Raw genomic sequence first — 14,454 nt, forward strand, 5'->3', positions numbered from 1 at the left:
TTTGTTGCTTGCTTTTTATGATAAGTTATTTGCCAGACCCAGACAATTGTTGCTCAGCGATTTGTACCAGACGTTTGGTGATGTAACCACCAAGAGATCCTGTCTCACGGGAAGTGTAGTTACCGTAGTAACCGTCTTGCGGGATTGTTACACCCAGTTCCTGTGCAGCTTCCATTTTCAATTGTTGCAGTGCTGCAGTTGCTTGAGGTACCACCAAGTTGTTAGAACGAGATCCTTGAGCCATATTTAAAATCTCCTTTCAATCTGTGTCTGTAATGTATTGCAAGCTTGCAAGATTATTATGGCTCGCACGCTTCAAGTTATACGGAGATTCATTAAATTTGTGATGGAGGTTTTTCCCAATGAGTAAAGGTTTGTCCTTATGGTTCGCATTTTCGTCGATTGTTTTGTTAACGGTTTCAGCCATATCGATTTCTTATAACGGCTGGTTAGCCTCGCTGCTGTTCATCCTATCCATTGCCAATATCGGCTGGGGTTTCGTCATTCGTGCCAAGAAAGAGCGCCAGGAATTGCGTTCTACAACCGAATCGACATCCTGACCTAGAAGGTTCCAGATTTCTATTTGAACAAAAAAAGAGAGGAGCAGTTGGCTCCTCTCTTTTTTCATCACTTTATATCGTGAAGTTTTAACATTGTTGAACGATGTTCGTGATAGCCTACACGGTACGTCTAGGAACAAAGCCCATGCGTTCTTTCACATCATGAAGCGTTTTGGCAGCGACGGTTTCAGCACGACGTGCTGAAGTCTCCAAAATCTCGGCCAATTCGCCAGATTCACGAATTTCGCGATATCGTTCCTGTAACGGTTCAATAACAGAGACAACCACTTCGGCCAACTCTTTTTTGAACGGACCATACATTTTACCCTCGTAACGCTCTGCTACTTCATTCAGCGTAATGCCTGCACACTCTGCATAGATGCTCATGAGATTGCTGACCTCTGGCTTGTTGGCCGGATCGTAAACCACTTCACGCCCGGAGTCCGTCGTGGCACGGCTAATTTTTTTGCGGATTACATCCGGTGGGTCCAAGAGAGCAATGTAGCTGCCCGCATTTGGATTACTTTTACTCATTTTTGAGGAAGCATCGTCCAAAGACATCACACGTGCGCCCACCTGCGGAATATATGGATCCGGAATGGTAAAGTATTCACCATAACGATGATTGAAACGGCCTGCCAGATCGCGGGTGAGTTCCAAATGCTGTTTTTGATCCTCTCCTACAGGAACGAGATCCGCATTGTACAGCAAAATGTCGGCTGCCATCAATGAAGGATATACGAACAAGCCTGCCCCAACCGAGTCCTTGCCTGAAGATTTATCCTTGAACTGGGTCATCCGCTCCAGTTCACCCATCGATGTCAGTGTCGTCATCAACCATCCAAGCTCAGCGTGCTGAGGAACATGGGATTGCAGGAACACATTTGATTTGGTTGGATCGATCCCCGCTGCTAGAAACAGTGCAGCCACAGCTTCGGACTGTTCACGCAGTGCAGCTGGCTCTTGAGCCACGGTTACTGCGTGGAGATCTACCACCATAAAGTGGCATTGGTAATCATGCTGCAGCTTGACAAAGTTCTTAATTGCACCAATATAGTTGCCCAGCGTAAGTTTACCGCTCGGCTGGATTCCAGATAATACAGTTTTCATAAGTTTTGCGCCTCCTCATGTTTTGTTCGCCTGTTTCTTCTCCGCGGACGCAAAAAAGCCTCACATCCGCAAGGGACGTGAGACCGTGGTGCCACCCTTATTCGTGTTTTTCAATCATGCGAAAAACACCTTCATTTTCCCGTAACGTGGAATAGACGTCCAATTCTACTGAGGTACGGTTTGCATTTCTGCAACGCACCTGTTCCAATCGGCACTCAAGGGTCCATTCGGTAAAGAGTTCACACCGGTTCGCATCACCCACCGGCTTTCTGAAGAGTTTTCTCCTGACTTACTTGTCCCTGTCATCGCTTTGATTCAATTCATATGTTATTTCCTTCTGCATTCCATCTTAATCCGCTTCACGCAGATTGTCAAAAATGGAATCAGCTTTTTTTACCCGCCAAGCCGAAATCTGTTATGATGGAATTGCTTATCCTGTTTTAGCCCTCCCACGGAAGGCTGTATGGGATTGCTGGCATGTACTCAATGACACGCCTGCAGCGGAGCATTCTAAGCCGCTTGCAGACAGATTTCAAGTGGGAAAAGGAGCATCGATATGAAACAAGTGACCAAAGGCCAATGGAATGGTTACGACACGTATATCCTACATAGCCGTGAATTGGAGATCACCCTGCTGCCGCGTCTAGGAAACAATATCATCTCGATTCGTGATCTGGTGCAGGATCGTGATGTCGTCCGCAGTCCAGAAGAAGATGATTTAGCATTTTATTTGCAGAAACCTTATCACTTCGGTGTACCTCTATTGGTTCCGCCAGGACGCATACATCGTGGGCGCTTCGAATACGAAGGGGTTCAGTACCAGTTCGATCAGAATACGGCAAATGACAACCATATTCACGGTCTCCATCGTACCCAATCCTGGTGTGTCAGCGACATTGAAGAAGATGAAGAAGGCTGTGCCATTACAACCGAATTGCTGACTGCAAATGAAGAGCATTGGATGGAACAATTTCCGGTGCCTCTGAAGCTCGAAATGACGTTTAGGTTGCAAAACTCCGTACTGAGCCAGCGTCTTCGTGTGACCAACCTGGGTTCGACTCCCGCTCCGTTTGGAATGGGATATCATACATGGTTCCTGCTAGACGGCAAGCCTGCCGATTGGACACTTCAACTACCTGTCTCTGGCGTATATGCTCAGAACGAGGAACAGCTGCCTACGGGTGAGCTTGAGCCTCTTGGAGATTGGAACGCCTTAAATCAAGGTGTAAGTATGCAGGGACGCAACTGGGATACAATTCTCAAAGCTACGGAAGGTCAGGCAGCGACTGCCCAGCTCCGTCGTCAGGATGGATATATGCTGAACTACTCAGCAGATGAACAGTATTTTAAACACTGGGTGCTCTTTACCAAGGGTGAATCCGATCAGTTTCTGTGCATTGAGCCCTACACCTGGCTCTCCGATGCCCCGAACCTGCCTCTGACGGATGAACAAACCGGGTTAATTCGTCTTGAACCTGAACAACCCGTTGAACTTCTCACCCGGATTGAAGTTATTGCTCCTACTAAGGAGTAGTTCCTTTCAATCTCGTATGGGGAGTACAACACACCTATAATATTTACCTTATGAACAAAGAGGCCGATCCTGTCTGGATCGGCTTTTTTCATGTGTTTCTTTGCAATTAAATCCCAATTATTCCCTTACGCCATATCACGTATATTTCCTCATTCTCTAACCATACTAACATCACCAAGCCATAAGGAGGTGACACACATGTACGGAGGTCAAAACAGAGGTAGCGGAAGCCGTTCCAACAATCTGGTTGTTCCTCAAGCAAACGCAGCGTTGCAACAATTAAAAGTGGAAGCTGCGCAAGAGCTGGGTGTAACAATTCCACAAGACGGTTACTACGGTAACTACACTTCCCGTGAGACAGGTTCTCTGGGTGGATACATTACTAAACGTCTGGTACAAATCGCTGAGCAACAATTGTCTGGTCGTTCTTAAGTTCGGACTAATGCTTGGATGATTTAAAGCCAAAAAGCGGCCTTCTCCGGAAGCGCCGCTTTTGTGCATGTCTGCACAATTAAGATGTCGACTCCATTCCTGAATCCTTGTATGTATTTGTTCTAGGGTAGCGAATCATAAGGTTAGCCATGTTGTAATTGGATTCCATCGTGGCGTCCACCAAAATCACGCCTTGTCTTACGGTGAAGTCATACGAAATTTCTCCATGTGTCCAGTTCTGCTTAAACTTTAAAGTCTCAAGTGCCATAGCGCGGAATGAGGAGCGCTGACTTCCAGTTAACCCCTGATCCTCTGTTTCCATTTGTCCATTCCGTCCAGAAATCGGATTATGTCGAATACCGAACTTTCCAATTACATTATTGCGTATTTGCACAAAAACTACACCTGAGTCTAACCCTGACAGTTCCTTATCAAGTTCTTTAAACACCAAATCCAACTGTCTTGCTAATGAAAGCTGGTCAATATTTACCATTATTGCTCCTCCTTTATGCACTTCATCCTTTAAAACAAGGACTTACGACTCATTATATGACAACAAATATACTCATTCAACAAAATGAAACAAACTTGGGTATTTATTACTATAATTTGCACAATTAATTGCCAATCCAATGCTTTAAAACGAGTAAATTCTTGATAATCCGACAAATTATATAAACCAGGTCTACGACTAGAATAAGCAAAGAGAGCTGCACTACATGCTGGTTAACATGTGGTGCAGCTCTCTTTCTCACAAACGAGTATACGAAGCATTTCATTCAAAATGCCTGGGTACTACTCCCTGTATTTGTCACTTCGCGGTTGCCGTCATTTCAAGAAATTGCTCAATATCGGCAATCACCAGATTCGCAGCATTTTGCCAGAAGTCAGGCTGTGTCAGATCTGTACCCAGATGTTTCTGTGCAAGTTCTTCCACCGTCATTCGCCCGGTATCCCGCAGCAAATCATCATATTTGTCTGCAAAGGCCGTACCTTCCTGCTGTGCTCTGGCGTAGATGCCCGCACTGAACATATAGCCAAAGGTGTAAGGGAAATTGTAGAACGGTACACCTGTCAGATAGAAATGCAGCTTCGATGCCCAGAAGTGAGGATGATTCGATGCAAGAACACCACAGAAGGCTTCCTGCTGAGCCTCCACCATCAACTTGGATAACTCATCTGCGTTAACCAAGCCTTTTTTGCGCTGTTCATAGAAGCGATTCTCAAACAGGAAACGGGCATGAATATTCATGAAGAAGGCAACGCTGCGCTGAATCTTATCTTCCAGCAGAGCAAGCTTCTCCTGTTCATCCGTTGCAGACTGTACAAGTGCATCAGCAACAATTAGTTCGGCAAAAGTGGATGCAGTCTCTGCCACATTCATGGCATAACGTTGATTCAGTGCAGGCAGCTCTTCCATAATATGCTGATGGTAGCCATGACCTAGTTCATGCGCAAGTGTAGAAACGTTGGAAGGCGTTCCGGAGAACGTCATGAATATGCGGGTAGCCTTGCTTAGCGGCAAAGAAGTACAGAATCCGCCTGGACGTTTGCCTGGGCGATCTTCCGCTTCAATCCAGCGATTCTCAAATGCCATCTCAGCAAATTTCGAGAGCTTAGGGCTGAATTTGGCGAATTGTTCAGCGATATTGATTGCCGCCTCATCATAAGTCACTTTGCCACCCGACTTGCCTACAGGTGCATCAATATCGCTCCAGCTGAGTTTATCCACACCCAGCAGCTGCGCCTTACGTTCCAGATACTTCACGAGTGCCGGTTTGGCTCCGTTGATAACGTCCCACATCGTATCGAGCGTTTGGCGAGACATCCGGTTGATGGCTAATGGTTCTTTGAGAATATCGTCCCAGCCGCGGTTCTCATATAACTTCAGACGGAATCCGGCTAGATGGTTTAATGTATCGGCACAGAAGTCCTCCACATCCGTCCAAGCCTTCTCCCAGCTCGCAAATACCGTTTCACGCACATTGCGATTACTATCACTCAGCTTGTTGGCAGCCTGTCCGGCGGAGAGCATGATCGTTTCACCGTTTTGTTCAAACGGAATGTTCACTTTACTTACGATCGTATTATAGAACTTGCCCCAACCATGATAACCATCCACGCCCAGATCCAGCGCAAATCCTTCAAGTTCAGGAGACAGCTTCTCACGAGCCTGTGTCCGGCTCTCATTCAGTACAAATGCCAGAGGCTTGATATCTTCGCGAGCAATCCACTTCTCCCATACGTCATCTGCTGTCTGACTAAGGAGGTTGTCAAAACGGGACTTGCTGCTGTTCAGCATGGCCCCGAGCGTACTAACAGAGCCTTGCAGCTGCGTAGCCTTTTTATCCTGCTGATTTTGCGATGAAAGGCAAGATACAAATGCAGAGCCTTCCGAAATACGAATGTAACAGCTCTGCAGCAATTCCAGAATGGCGTCGAATGCATGAGTTTCTTCAAGTGTCTTTGGTGCAGCGGTTTCAATCAACAGGGTTTGAAGTTTGCGTACATCCTGTTCCAGCTCTACCAGGTACGCAGCGAACGATTCGGAGGAAGAACCTCCACTAAAAATGGACTCCAGATCCCATACAGGTTTTAATGGTGTTTTCATTTAATAAGGCACCTCTCTTTTTGGAATTCAAGGATTTAAACTAAAATACTTCAATTAAAAACTGGTTTTATGAGTGCTCTATCTCTATACTAGAGAAATAGTTTAAGCCACTTTTTCAGGAGGTAAATGTGATGAAACCTTTACAAATATCGGCTGACACAGCCGTCAAATTAGCAGAATCCCTTGGCGTACCGCTTGAGCACCTGATGCACATGCCCCAGCACATCCTGTTGCAGAAGATTGCCGAATTGGCCAAAGAAGAAGCATCGAAACCAGCCCCTTCGGAAGGCGAGCAGGAATGATCCCTTTTGAAAACAGCTGGCCCTATGATATTGTCATGGGGGACATCTATGTACAGCAATGTCCGTTCTGCCAAGCAAGCAATGTGCTGCTGCCCCTCAAACCGAGAGAGCTTGTACGCATTCGTGAAGGCAAAAAGAAATTGCTGGTCTTTCCTTGTTGCAATGGAAGCATGACCGTTATTGATAACGACAGTGATTATCTGCTCTCCAGTAAACCTGTCCGCAAATAATCAAAGTTTAATTAGATGGGGCTGCGCTTAGCAGCCTCTTTGTCTGCTTCAATCATTTCTTCAGGCAGTTCCATCTTGCCCGATATCATCTGTTTCCTCAGCAGGGCCCACTGCTCTCTGGATGCCCGAATCATGGCCGCATCCGTGATCCGTTTATCGTGAATGACACGCCCGAACCATTTGACGGCCTCGTGGAAGTGGCCTGCTCTGCGATTCAGCTCACCCAGCAGGTACAGCAGCCTCGCTTCATTACTGCCCGCACCTTCCCGCTCGAACACTCTAACATAAGCTTCCAGACTAAACTCCAGAAAGCGCCGTTCCTGCTCATGATCTTCCCGGTAACGATACAACCAGGCGATATGGTGCAGCAGTCCTGCTACAATGCGATCCTTCTCCTGGATCACCTGAGCACAGAATAGACCGAGCTTGTATGTGGCCAGTGCCTGGTCCAGCGTCCGTGCACCGCTGTAATCCCGTTTTTCCCAACGATTACCGATCTGTTCCTTGAATGCAAGCCGCTGCTTGTCCGTCAGTTTATCTGTCGAGTTCTCTGTCGATGCAAACCCGCATTCGGGGCAGATCCGCACAACATAGAAATCCGGATTCTCCAGCTTATAGTAGGCACAAAAATCGGAATCTGTCCGATAGGGCCGCTTCAAGCTCGGTCTGACTCTGGAGGTTTCAAACTCGGTTTCACAATAATGACATGTGACCTTCACCTTATATAGAGGCTCTAATTCCACTCGTTTCCATCCCTCTCCCGTTTTACCTGTATTCGGAGTTACGGCGTGTTCACAAAATGATGTGCCGGCCCCGACAAACGCTGCAGAATAAAAGAATGCAGCGGCTCTTCCACACCGATCTGTGTCAACGCTTGGTCCATGCATGCCAGCCAGGCGTGTGCCCGTTCAACGGTCACCTCAAAATGCATATGGCGGGCACGCATCATCGGATGGCCATACGCTTCAGAGAACAACGCAGGTCCACCGAAAAACTGCGACAAAAACATGTATTGCTTGTCCATAACCGGCTGTATATCTTCCGGAAATAGAGGAGCCAGTTGTTCGTTTTGCTGGACTATAGGGTAAAAGGCTTCAACTAATGCCCGAACACCCTGTTCTCCGCCCAGATTTTCATAAATACTCAGATTGGGATTCATTCATTTAACCCTCACTAGTCGTGTCGAATTTTGGCATATCTTACACATCAATGCTTAAATGTGAAAACAAAATCGAGATCAGGTTGCCATCACCTTAATCTTCATTCTATCAAAAAAATCCCAAAAGTCCTATCTAACATCAGCAAGTCAAGATGTCTTTGATCCTTTTCCTCTAGAGCCTCTTCACTTCGGAAGACACAAAAAAAGCACCAATCGCGAGATTGGCGCACCATATATTCCATTAATAACTTCGCCAGTCCTCTTCTTCAGAGCGTACAAGCGAGGCACGTATCACATAGACAAAAGCACAGACCAGGATTCCGGTGACAAGACTCATAATCATCACTCCATCCGATTTGAATTTCACCCTATTGGACAAATAGGTGACGTTCAGGCGTTTTTATCATTTTAGCATACATCGTTTAAAAATACAGCCATTTTTGCAAGCGCTTTCCGGATATTAATTTGTACTGTTTGTCCGCCTTGGTTCATATATTGATGGCACAAGCGACACTCACTGCAGCAGACATAACAACCATTATTATATAAAGGAGAGGTATGCATGGCAGCTTCATACAAACTTACCCATGTTCTGATTACACTCGCTCTCCTCGTTCTCTGTTTTCTAATGGTCCTGTTCCCTGCAGAGACCTGGCATGCAAGTGTGAGAGGGCTCTCCATCTGGTGGGATGTGTTATTCCCCTCGCTTTTTCCCTTTCTAGTTCTTTCTGAGCTGCTGCTCGGTTTCGGCATCGTCCATTTTCTCGGGACCCTGTTAAATCCACTCATGCGCCCCCTGTTTCGTGTTCCAGGAAGCGGAGGTTTTGTATTTGCGGTCAGCTGCGCTTCCGGCTATCCGACAGGAGCGAAATTAACCGCTCAATTATGGGATCAAAAGCTGGTCACGCGGGAAGAGGGTGAGCGGCTCGTGGCGTTCACTACTTCATCCGATCCCATCTTCATGATCGGTGCGGTATCCGTTGGTTTTTTTCACAATGTAGCCGTTGCTCCGGTTCTGGTCGCTTCTCACTATGCCGCTGCGTTCATTGTTGGTCTGCTCATGCGATTCCATGGAAGGGCAGCTAGCTCATCTTCTCCATCCCCTACGCCTTCAAGCTCAACCATGAAGCCAAAGGGAGGCAGATTCATACAGGCTATCCATGCCATGCATGAGGCACGAATGGCAGATGGGCGTGCATTTGGAGAACTATTGCGCCAGGCTGTCTCCTCATCCCTTCGCCTTATTATTATCGTAGGTGGGCTTGTTGTATTCTTCTCTGTCATGATGGAGTTACTTGTACAGACCGGATCACTTGGCGTGCTATATCAAATGACAGAGCGGCTGCTGACCTTCATGAACCTGCCGCCTGCCTTATCACAGGGTCTTGTAGGTGGTTTGTTTGAAGTGACTCTTGGAGCCAAGGAAGCTGGAGGAGCAGGTACAGCCGTCCCTCTTGTTTATAAGGCAGCAGCTGCTGCATTTGTGTTGTCCTGGGGAGGATTGTCGGTACATGCCCAGATCATGAGCATACTCAGCAACACACCGATGCGATATGGGCCGTTTCTGTTTGCGAGAGCCATACATGCTCTAATCGCACCTGTACTTGTTTTATTACTTTGGGTGCCTTTAATGGGGCAGTCCGCATGGCCCGCCATAAGTGAGACCAGCTCTTCACCTGTAGCTACAGCTATATACTCACCAGATGCGGGACAAATTATATGGTTCGGATTCATGATCCTTGGCGGCGTGCTGATTTTGCTGCTGTTCTTTTCTCTGCTTCGTGCCCTGCTTTTCCCGGGACGGTTCCAAAAATAAGCCCTAATGCGCACCTATATTTCGAATGAATATCAATCCAACGTTGTGTTCTGCTCTGGAATTGATTATCATCGGTAATATAATGACCACAAAGGAGCTTTCATCTTGAGATACTATGTTCAAGACCGCGGAGACCAGTTATCGATTGATCTGAGTCAGCAGTTTCATGCGCTGGCAAAAGAAGAAGGGTTCAAGCTGGATGCAGAATCGCCGGAGATTGTTATCTCCATCGGAGGCGATGGTACAATGCTGCAGGCATTTCACAATTTCATCGACCGGATCCCGGACATTGCTTTTGTTGGGGTTCATACAGGCCATCTCGGTTTTTATGCCGACTGGAAGAAGGACGAATTACAGGAATTGGTACGATTGATGAGCGGAAAAGGGGATCCTGAACGACTCAAACCCCGAATTGTAGAATACCCGCTGCTGGAGCTTGAGATTCGTAAAAAATCGGGTAACACCTCCTATATTGCCTTGAATGAATTTACGTTAAAAGGTGTGGATGGTACGGTCGTAGCCCAAGTCGACATTAATGACGTGACCTTCGAGATGTTCCGGGGTGACGGGATCTGCGTATCCACGCCTTCAGGCAGTACAGCATATAATAAGGCCCTGGGTGGTGCCATGGTGCATCCGACCATTGAGGCAATTCAGATTGCTGAAATTGCTTCAATCAATAACCGTGTCTATCGGACGCTGGGTTCACCGGTTATTTTGCCCAAGCACCATCACTGTGACATCTTCTCACGTAAGGACCAAAGGCTGCTGCTGACCATCGATCATGTCAATGTCATGGTGGAGGATCTGATCTCCGTACGTTGTCAGGTTGCAAGTCACAAGGTAAGCTTTGCCCGTTATCGCCCCTATCCGTTTTGGAACCGGGTTCGCACGGCCTTTTTGGACTAGCCTGGTTCAAAAACAAGCAGATTGGTGTTCACCAAAGAATACTCCCGGCTATAAAAACATGCACAAAAAAAGCGGCCCTTCTCAGGAGCCGCTTTTTGCTTTGGCTTGGGGCTGTTCTTTGCTCTTCTGAAGAACAAAGTAAGCACAGCCAAAGTTACAATATTCATTGATATAATCCACCATGCTTGAGATGGTGGAATCTTTCGTGGCTTTGGGATGATTATCACGATAAAAGCCTTTGAGCCGCAGCTGACTGTAGCCCCAGTCCCCGATAATGTAATCGTAACGCTCCAGAACTTCACTGTACCGGTCGCGGAAAACTTCCGGGTTCCAGCCCTCTTTATGGTTCTGCACAATTTCATAATTTTTACCGTTCACCTGAACGATGATCTTTTCCTGTACTTTCTCTTCCGGTTTATCCTGAGGCTGATCCTGGACCGTGTCCTGAACCTTCTCAGTGTTTTTTTCTTCTTCCAATCCAGTGTCCTCCATTATGCGTGTGTTGCCGCCTGTTCCGCATGTTTTGCAGCAGATTTAACCTGTTCATGTGCATGATAGGAACTGCGTACCATCGGTCCGGATTCAACGTGGCTGAATCCACGTTTCAATCCTTCCTGCTTCAATGCTGCGAACTCTTCTGGCGGATAATATTTCTCAACAAACAGATGTTTCTCGGATGGCTGCAGGTACTGACCAATTGTCATGATATCACAATCCACAGCACGCAGATCATCCATGGTTTGCAAAATTTCCTGATATTCCTCACCTACACCCAGCATGATGCTGGATTTGGTCGGAATGTTGGGCTGCATTTCTTTGGCACGAGCAAGCAATTCAAGTGAACGCTTGTATTTGGCCTTGGCTCTGACCTTGTCCGATAGCCGCTCTACTGTCTCAATGTTGTGATTGAGAATGTCAGGTTTGGCATCCATAACAATTTTCAGGGAATCCCGATCACCCAGGAAGTCCGGAATCAATACTTCTACACTACATAAAGGCAAGCGGCGCCGAACGGCCTTTACCGTCTCGGCAAAAATGGTCGCTCCGCCATCCTTCAAGTCATCACGAGCGACGCTGGTAATAACACAGTGCTGCAGGTTCATTTGCTCCGCAGCTTCTGCGACCCGTTCTGGCTCCTGCAAATCAAGTTCCGTCGGCAAGCCGGTATTCACAGCGCAAAAGCGGCATGCCCGTGTGCAAATGTCGCCCAAAATCATAAAAGTAGCTGTTCGATTGGCCCAGCATTCGTAAATATTTGGGCATCTTGCTTCCTCACATACTGTATGCAGCGTTTTCGAACGCATCATCGTTTTCATTTCCTGATAGTTATCGCCGGTTGTCAATTTAATCCGAATCCAGTCCGGTTTCGGTTCCTTAACACGTTTAGCCAATGCGTAAACCCTCTTTCTAATGAAGTTAGGCTGTTGCTCGGAACATATTATACCATGAAAGCGTTGGAAAAACCCCCATTTGTCACATCTTGTGCAATCCACCCTTACACGGATAAAATAAGGGCTTTTGAAGAACGCTAGGTTATAGCTTGGTTCACCGGGCACGCTTGTGCATCATCTCAATGGAAAGGGGGCTGCTTCCCTGTGCAAAAACGCATCAAAATGCGCTTCACTCACTCTTTTTGGATGAAAACCCTACTTGCAGGCACATTGCTTCTCCCATTCTTGCCTGTTGATGTTCATGGTGAATCCTCGGCTGCGCCATCCAAAACGGAACCTGCCGATATGAAACCAGCGGAGATTTTAAAAGCTCGCCGAAGTTTATATGAGAGCATTGAACAAATAACCGGCATTCCCTGGTTCCGACTCGCAGCTATCGACCAATACGAACGAACTCTGACGCGTGCTCATCCCAAAGACCGCAAGCACCCGGAGCGGCTGACCGGGATTTTTATGACATCTCCGGCCTGGAGAGGCTGGCTTAACCCGGATGAGACGGACCAACAGCCCGGCTCCATCGTTTTTTTTAATGGATACGGCCGTGATGGATCGGGAGATGGCCTGGCGGATGCCAACAACGACTTGGATGTGCTGTACAGTATGGCGAACGTCATCCAGAGATTCGGGGCCCGTCAGGAGGACTTCAGCATTGCCCTGTGGGAGTATTATCACAATACCCGGGCCGTGCAGCGCATTCAGCAGTTTGCGAAATTATATGAGCATTTTGACAGCATTGATTTGTTTACCCATGCGTTTCCTGTTCCGCTCGGCACCAATTATTCCTATCGCAGCACATGGGGGACCAAACGCAGCTGGGGGGGTTATCGTATCCATGAAGGAACAGATATTTTCGCTCCCCACGGACTTCCCGTGCGCAGCACCTGTTACGGCGTCGTGGAGATTAAGGGTTGGAATCCCTTTGGCGGCTGGCGGATTGGTATCCGTGATTTGAACAATCACTATCACTATTACGCTCATCTATCCGGTTTTGATAAGAATGCCCACATAGGTGAGGTCGTTACCCCTGGTCAAGTTGTGGGCTGGGTAGGCAGCTCCGGTTATGGTAAACCAGGTACCCAGGGCAAATTCCCTCCCCATTTGCATTACGGAATCTACCGGGATACCGGACTGACGGAATGGTCGTTTGACCCTTATCCGCTCTTGAAGCATTGGGAACGGGAAGAACGCGAGCAGAAGAAGGCCAAGGCGAAAAACAAATAAAAAAACGGGACCTCTTGAGAGAGGATCCCGTTTTTTGTTGATTGAACGTCTTTAGTTCGTTTCAATTCAAATCCATTCAATGATTCACGTCTGTATCGAGCGGTAGTCCACCATTTTCTCCTGTAAGATCAGGCTCAAGCTCCAGCTCATCTCCCTGCATCTGACCGCCTGGTGTCTGCTGCTGGTTCTGACCGGAAGGATTCGGTGTCACGCCAGCACCACCGGATACGCCAGCCTGGCCTGATGGTAATGCAATGGATGGTGCACTGCTGCCGTTACTGCCTACCGGCTTACCCTGATTATCGTAGTAATACATGGGCACATCCCCGACCACAAGCAGGTAGGATATCGGTATTTCGGTATCTACCGTCTCTGGCTCCATATCAAAGGGAACCACCACGGCTACTTCGGCAATGATATGAATGTACACTTCTACCAGGATCATATTGATTCCGGCATTCTGCTGCCTGGTGTTCAGATCAACCTTCACAGCCCCCTGTGGTTCGATACGAACGGGAATATTCGGGCCAAAGGATGCCAGGACCGGGCTACCCAGAGCCTGACCAAGGGGGATTTTCTCTTTTAACATATGCACGTTCTGTAACGTGGACTGCACAATGTTCATCGTACTTGCCGTAATGCGCATGTGCTCATCATAGTTCAACATGAAACCGGACACTTTACCGGCAGTATCGGTTTTCCAGTCAATCAGCCCTTCGGTCGATTTACCTTCCGCCACCTGGGCCGTTATGGCCTTGTTGATCGCTTCCGTAGCAATCTGCTTTACCCGTATTTTGGCCAAATGCATAATTGGAGGCTTCATTTTTTTATCGACATACGCAAAGCCCTGCATCAGGCAAAATACCGCTACCAGTAAAATAATCAGCCACATCTTGCGTTTGCCGCTTGGCGGCTTCCGTCGTCTTCGGCTCCGCCATCTTTTTCTCATCATCGGTTGTCCCCCTCTCCCTGCGGGATGAGCTCTAGGGTTATATGTTATCCTTATGCACCGTTGTCCCGAAAAAGAAGGACAGCACCCCTCTGACAGCGACAACATCCGTTTATTAAATGGGCGGTTCGCTCAGAGTGGCCAGCTTTTCTTTTTTCTTCATAATAAAA

The 14,454-nt window shown here is 47.5% G+C and carries 17 protein-coding genes and 1 other annotated feature; of the genes, 8 read left to right on the forward strand and 9 right to left on the reverse strand.

Going from position 1 to position 14,454, the window contains the following annotated elements:
- Window positions 1–25: 25 nt before the first annotated feature.
- Window positions 26–244 (reverse strand): alpha/beta-type small acid-soluble spore protein, encoded by a 219-nt coding sequence (locus tag F4V51_RS24085; protein WP_095292170.1) that lies wholly within the window; start codon window positions 242–244, stop codon window positions 26–28.
- Window positions 245–362: 118 nt separating this feature from the next.
- Between F4V51_RS24085 and F4V51_RS24090 the strand changes: the two genes are divergently transcribed.
- Window positions 363–560, forward strand: coding sequence for a hypothetical protein (locus F4V51_RS24090; protein ID WP_095361234.1), 198 nt, complete (start codon window positions 363–365; stop codon window positions 558–560).
- Window positions 561–677: 117 nt separating this feature from the next.
- On the opposite strand, the gene trpS is transcribed toward F4V51_RS24090, so the two are convergent.
- On the reverse strand, window positions 678–1,670 hold the full coding sequence (trpS, locus tag F4V51_RS24095) for a tryptophan--tRNA ligase (protein ID WP_095361233.1): 993 nt from the start codon (window positions 1,668–1,670) through the stop codon (window positions 678–680).
- A gap of 68 nt (window positions 1,671–1,738) precedes the next feature.
- Window positions 1,739–1,985, reverse strand: a binding site (T-box leader).
- A 241-nt stretch (window positions 1,986–2,226) separates the two neighbouring features.
- Here trpS and F4V51_RS24100 point away from each other — a divergent pair.
- A complete protein-coding gene (locus tag F4V51_RS24100) occupies window positions 2,227–3,204 on the forward strand; it encodes an aldose 1-epimerase (protein WP_153979910.1) in 978 nt (325 codons plus the stop codon).
- Window positions 3,205–3,402: 198 nt separating this feature from the next.
- The gene (locus F4V51_RS24105) at window positions 3,403–3,636 is read left to right on the forward strand and encodes an alpha/beta-type small acid-soluble spore protein (RefSeq protein WP_127538893.1); all 234 of its coding nucleotides are present in this window, start codon (window positions 3,403–3,405) and stop codon (window positions 3,634–3,636) included.
- A gap of 79 nt (window positions 3,637–3,715) precedes the next feature.
- Here F4V51_RS24105 and F4V51_RS24110 read toward each other — a convergent pair whose 3' ends face one another.
- The gene (locus tag F4V51_RS24110) at window positions 3,716–4,129 is read right to left on the reverse strand and encodes an O-methyltransferase (RefSeq protein ID WP_095361230.1); all 414 of its coding nucleotides are present in this window, start codon (window positions 4,127–4,129) and stop codon (window positions 3,716–3,718) included.
- 318 nt (window positions 4,130–4,447) lie between these two features.
- Window positions 4,448–6,247, reverse strand: coding sequence for a M3 family oligoendopeptidase (locus F4V51_RS24115; RefSeq protein WP_153979911.1), 1,800 nt, complete (start codon window positions 6,245–6,247; stop codon window positions 4,448–4,450).
- A gap of 131 nt (window positions 6,248–6,378) precedes the next feature.
- Between F4V51_RS24115 and F4V51_RS24120 the strand changes: the two genes are divergently transcribed.
- Together F4V51_RS24120 and F4V51_RS24125 are read left to right on the forward strand one after the other, a co-directional pair.
- Complete coding sequence (locus tag F4V51_RS24120; RefSeq protein WP_095361228.1) at window positions 6,379–6,549, forward strand: YycC family protein; 171 nt, start codon at window positions 6,379–6,381, stop codon at window positions 6,547–6,549.
- Window positions 6,546–6,779, forward strand: coding sequence for a hypothetical protein (locus F4V51_RS24125; RefSeq protein WP_095292183.1), 234 nt, complete (start codon window positions 6,546–6,548; stop codon window positions 6,777–6,779). The genes F4V51_RS24120 and F4V51_RS24125 overlap by 4 nt, the downstream gene beginning before the upstream one ends.
- Window positions 6,780–6,790: 11 nt before the next feature.
- Here F4V51_RS24125 and F4V51_RS24130 read toward each other — a convergent pair whose 3' ends face one another.
- Window positions 6,791–7,522, reverse strand: coding sequence for a DUF2225 domain-containing protein (locus F4V51_RS24130; RefSeq protein ID WP_153979912.1), 732 nt, complete (start codon window positions 7,520–7,522; stop codon window positions 6,791–6,793).
- A gap of 38 nt (window positions 7,523–7,560) precedes the next feature.
- The gene (locus tag F4V51_RS24135) at window positions 7,561–7,938 is read right to left on the reverse strand and encodes a globin domain-containing protein (RefSeq protein ID WP_153979913.1); all 378 of its coding nucleotides are present in this window, start codon (window positions 7,936–7,938) and stop codon (window positions 7,561–7,563) included.
- Window positions 7,939–8,500: 562 nt separating this feature from the next.
- Between F4V51_RS24135 and ylbJ the strand changes: the two genes are divergently transcribed.
- Entirely contained in the window at window positions 8,501–9,754 is a 1,254-nt protein-coding gene (ylbJ, locus tag F4V51_RS24140) for a sporulation integral membrane protein YlbJ (protein ID WP_153979914.1), read from the forward strand.
- Between the two features lie 105 nt (window positions 9,755–9,859).
- Window positions 9,860–10,663 (forward strand): NAD kinase, encoded by an 804-nt coding sequence (locus tag F4V51_RS24145; RefSeq protein ID WP_095292189.1) that lies wholly within the window; start codon window positions 9,860–9,862, stop codon window positions 10,661–10,663.
- A gap of 81 nt (window positions 10,664–10,744) precedes the next feature.
- Here the strand turns inward: F4V51_RS24145 and F4V51_RS24150 are convergent, their stop codons facing one another.
- Entirely contained in the window at window positions 10,745–11,140 is a 396-nt protein-coding gene (locus F4V51_RS24150) for a YutD family protein (RefSeq protein ID WP_236146638.1), read from the reverse strand.
- A gap of 14 nt (window positions 11,141–11,154) precedes the next feature.
- Window positions 11,155–12,054: a lipoyl synthase gene (lipA, locus tag F4V51_RS24155; RefSeq protein WP_110756964.1), complete on the reverse strand. Its 900-nt coding sequence runs from the start codon at window positions 12,052–12,054 to the stop codon at window positions 11,155–11,157.
- Window positions 12,055–12,276: 222 nt separating this feature from the next.
- Between lipA and F4V51_RS24160 the strand changes: the two genes are divergently transcribed.
- Window positions 12,277–13,335, forward strand: a complete 1,059-nt coding sequence (locus tag F4V51_RS24160; protein ID WP_416226543.1) for a M23 family metallopeptidase — start codon at window positions 12,277–12,279, stop codon at window positions 13,333–13,335.
- Between the two features lie 76 nt (window positions 13,336–13,411).
- Here the strand turns inward: F4V51_RS24160 and yunB are convergent, their stop codons facing one another.
- Window positions 13,412–14,287, reverse strand: coding sequence for a sporulation protein YunB (gene yunB, locus F4V51_RS24165; RefSeq protein WP_201281170.1), 876 nt, complete (start codon window positions 14,285–14,287; stop codon window positions 13,412–13,414).
- Between the last annotated feature and the right edge of the window lie 167 nt (window positions 14,288–14,454).

The organism is Paenibacillus xylanilyticus, assembly GCF_009664365.1.
Lineage (GTDB): Bacteria > Bacillota > Bacilli > Paenibacillales > Paenibacillaceae > Paenibacillus > Paenibacillus xylanilyticus_A.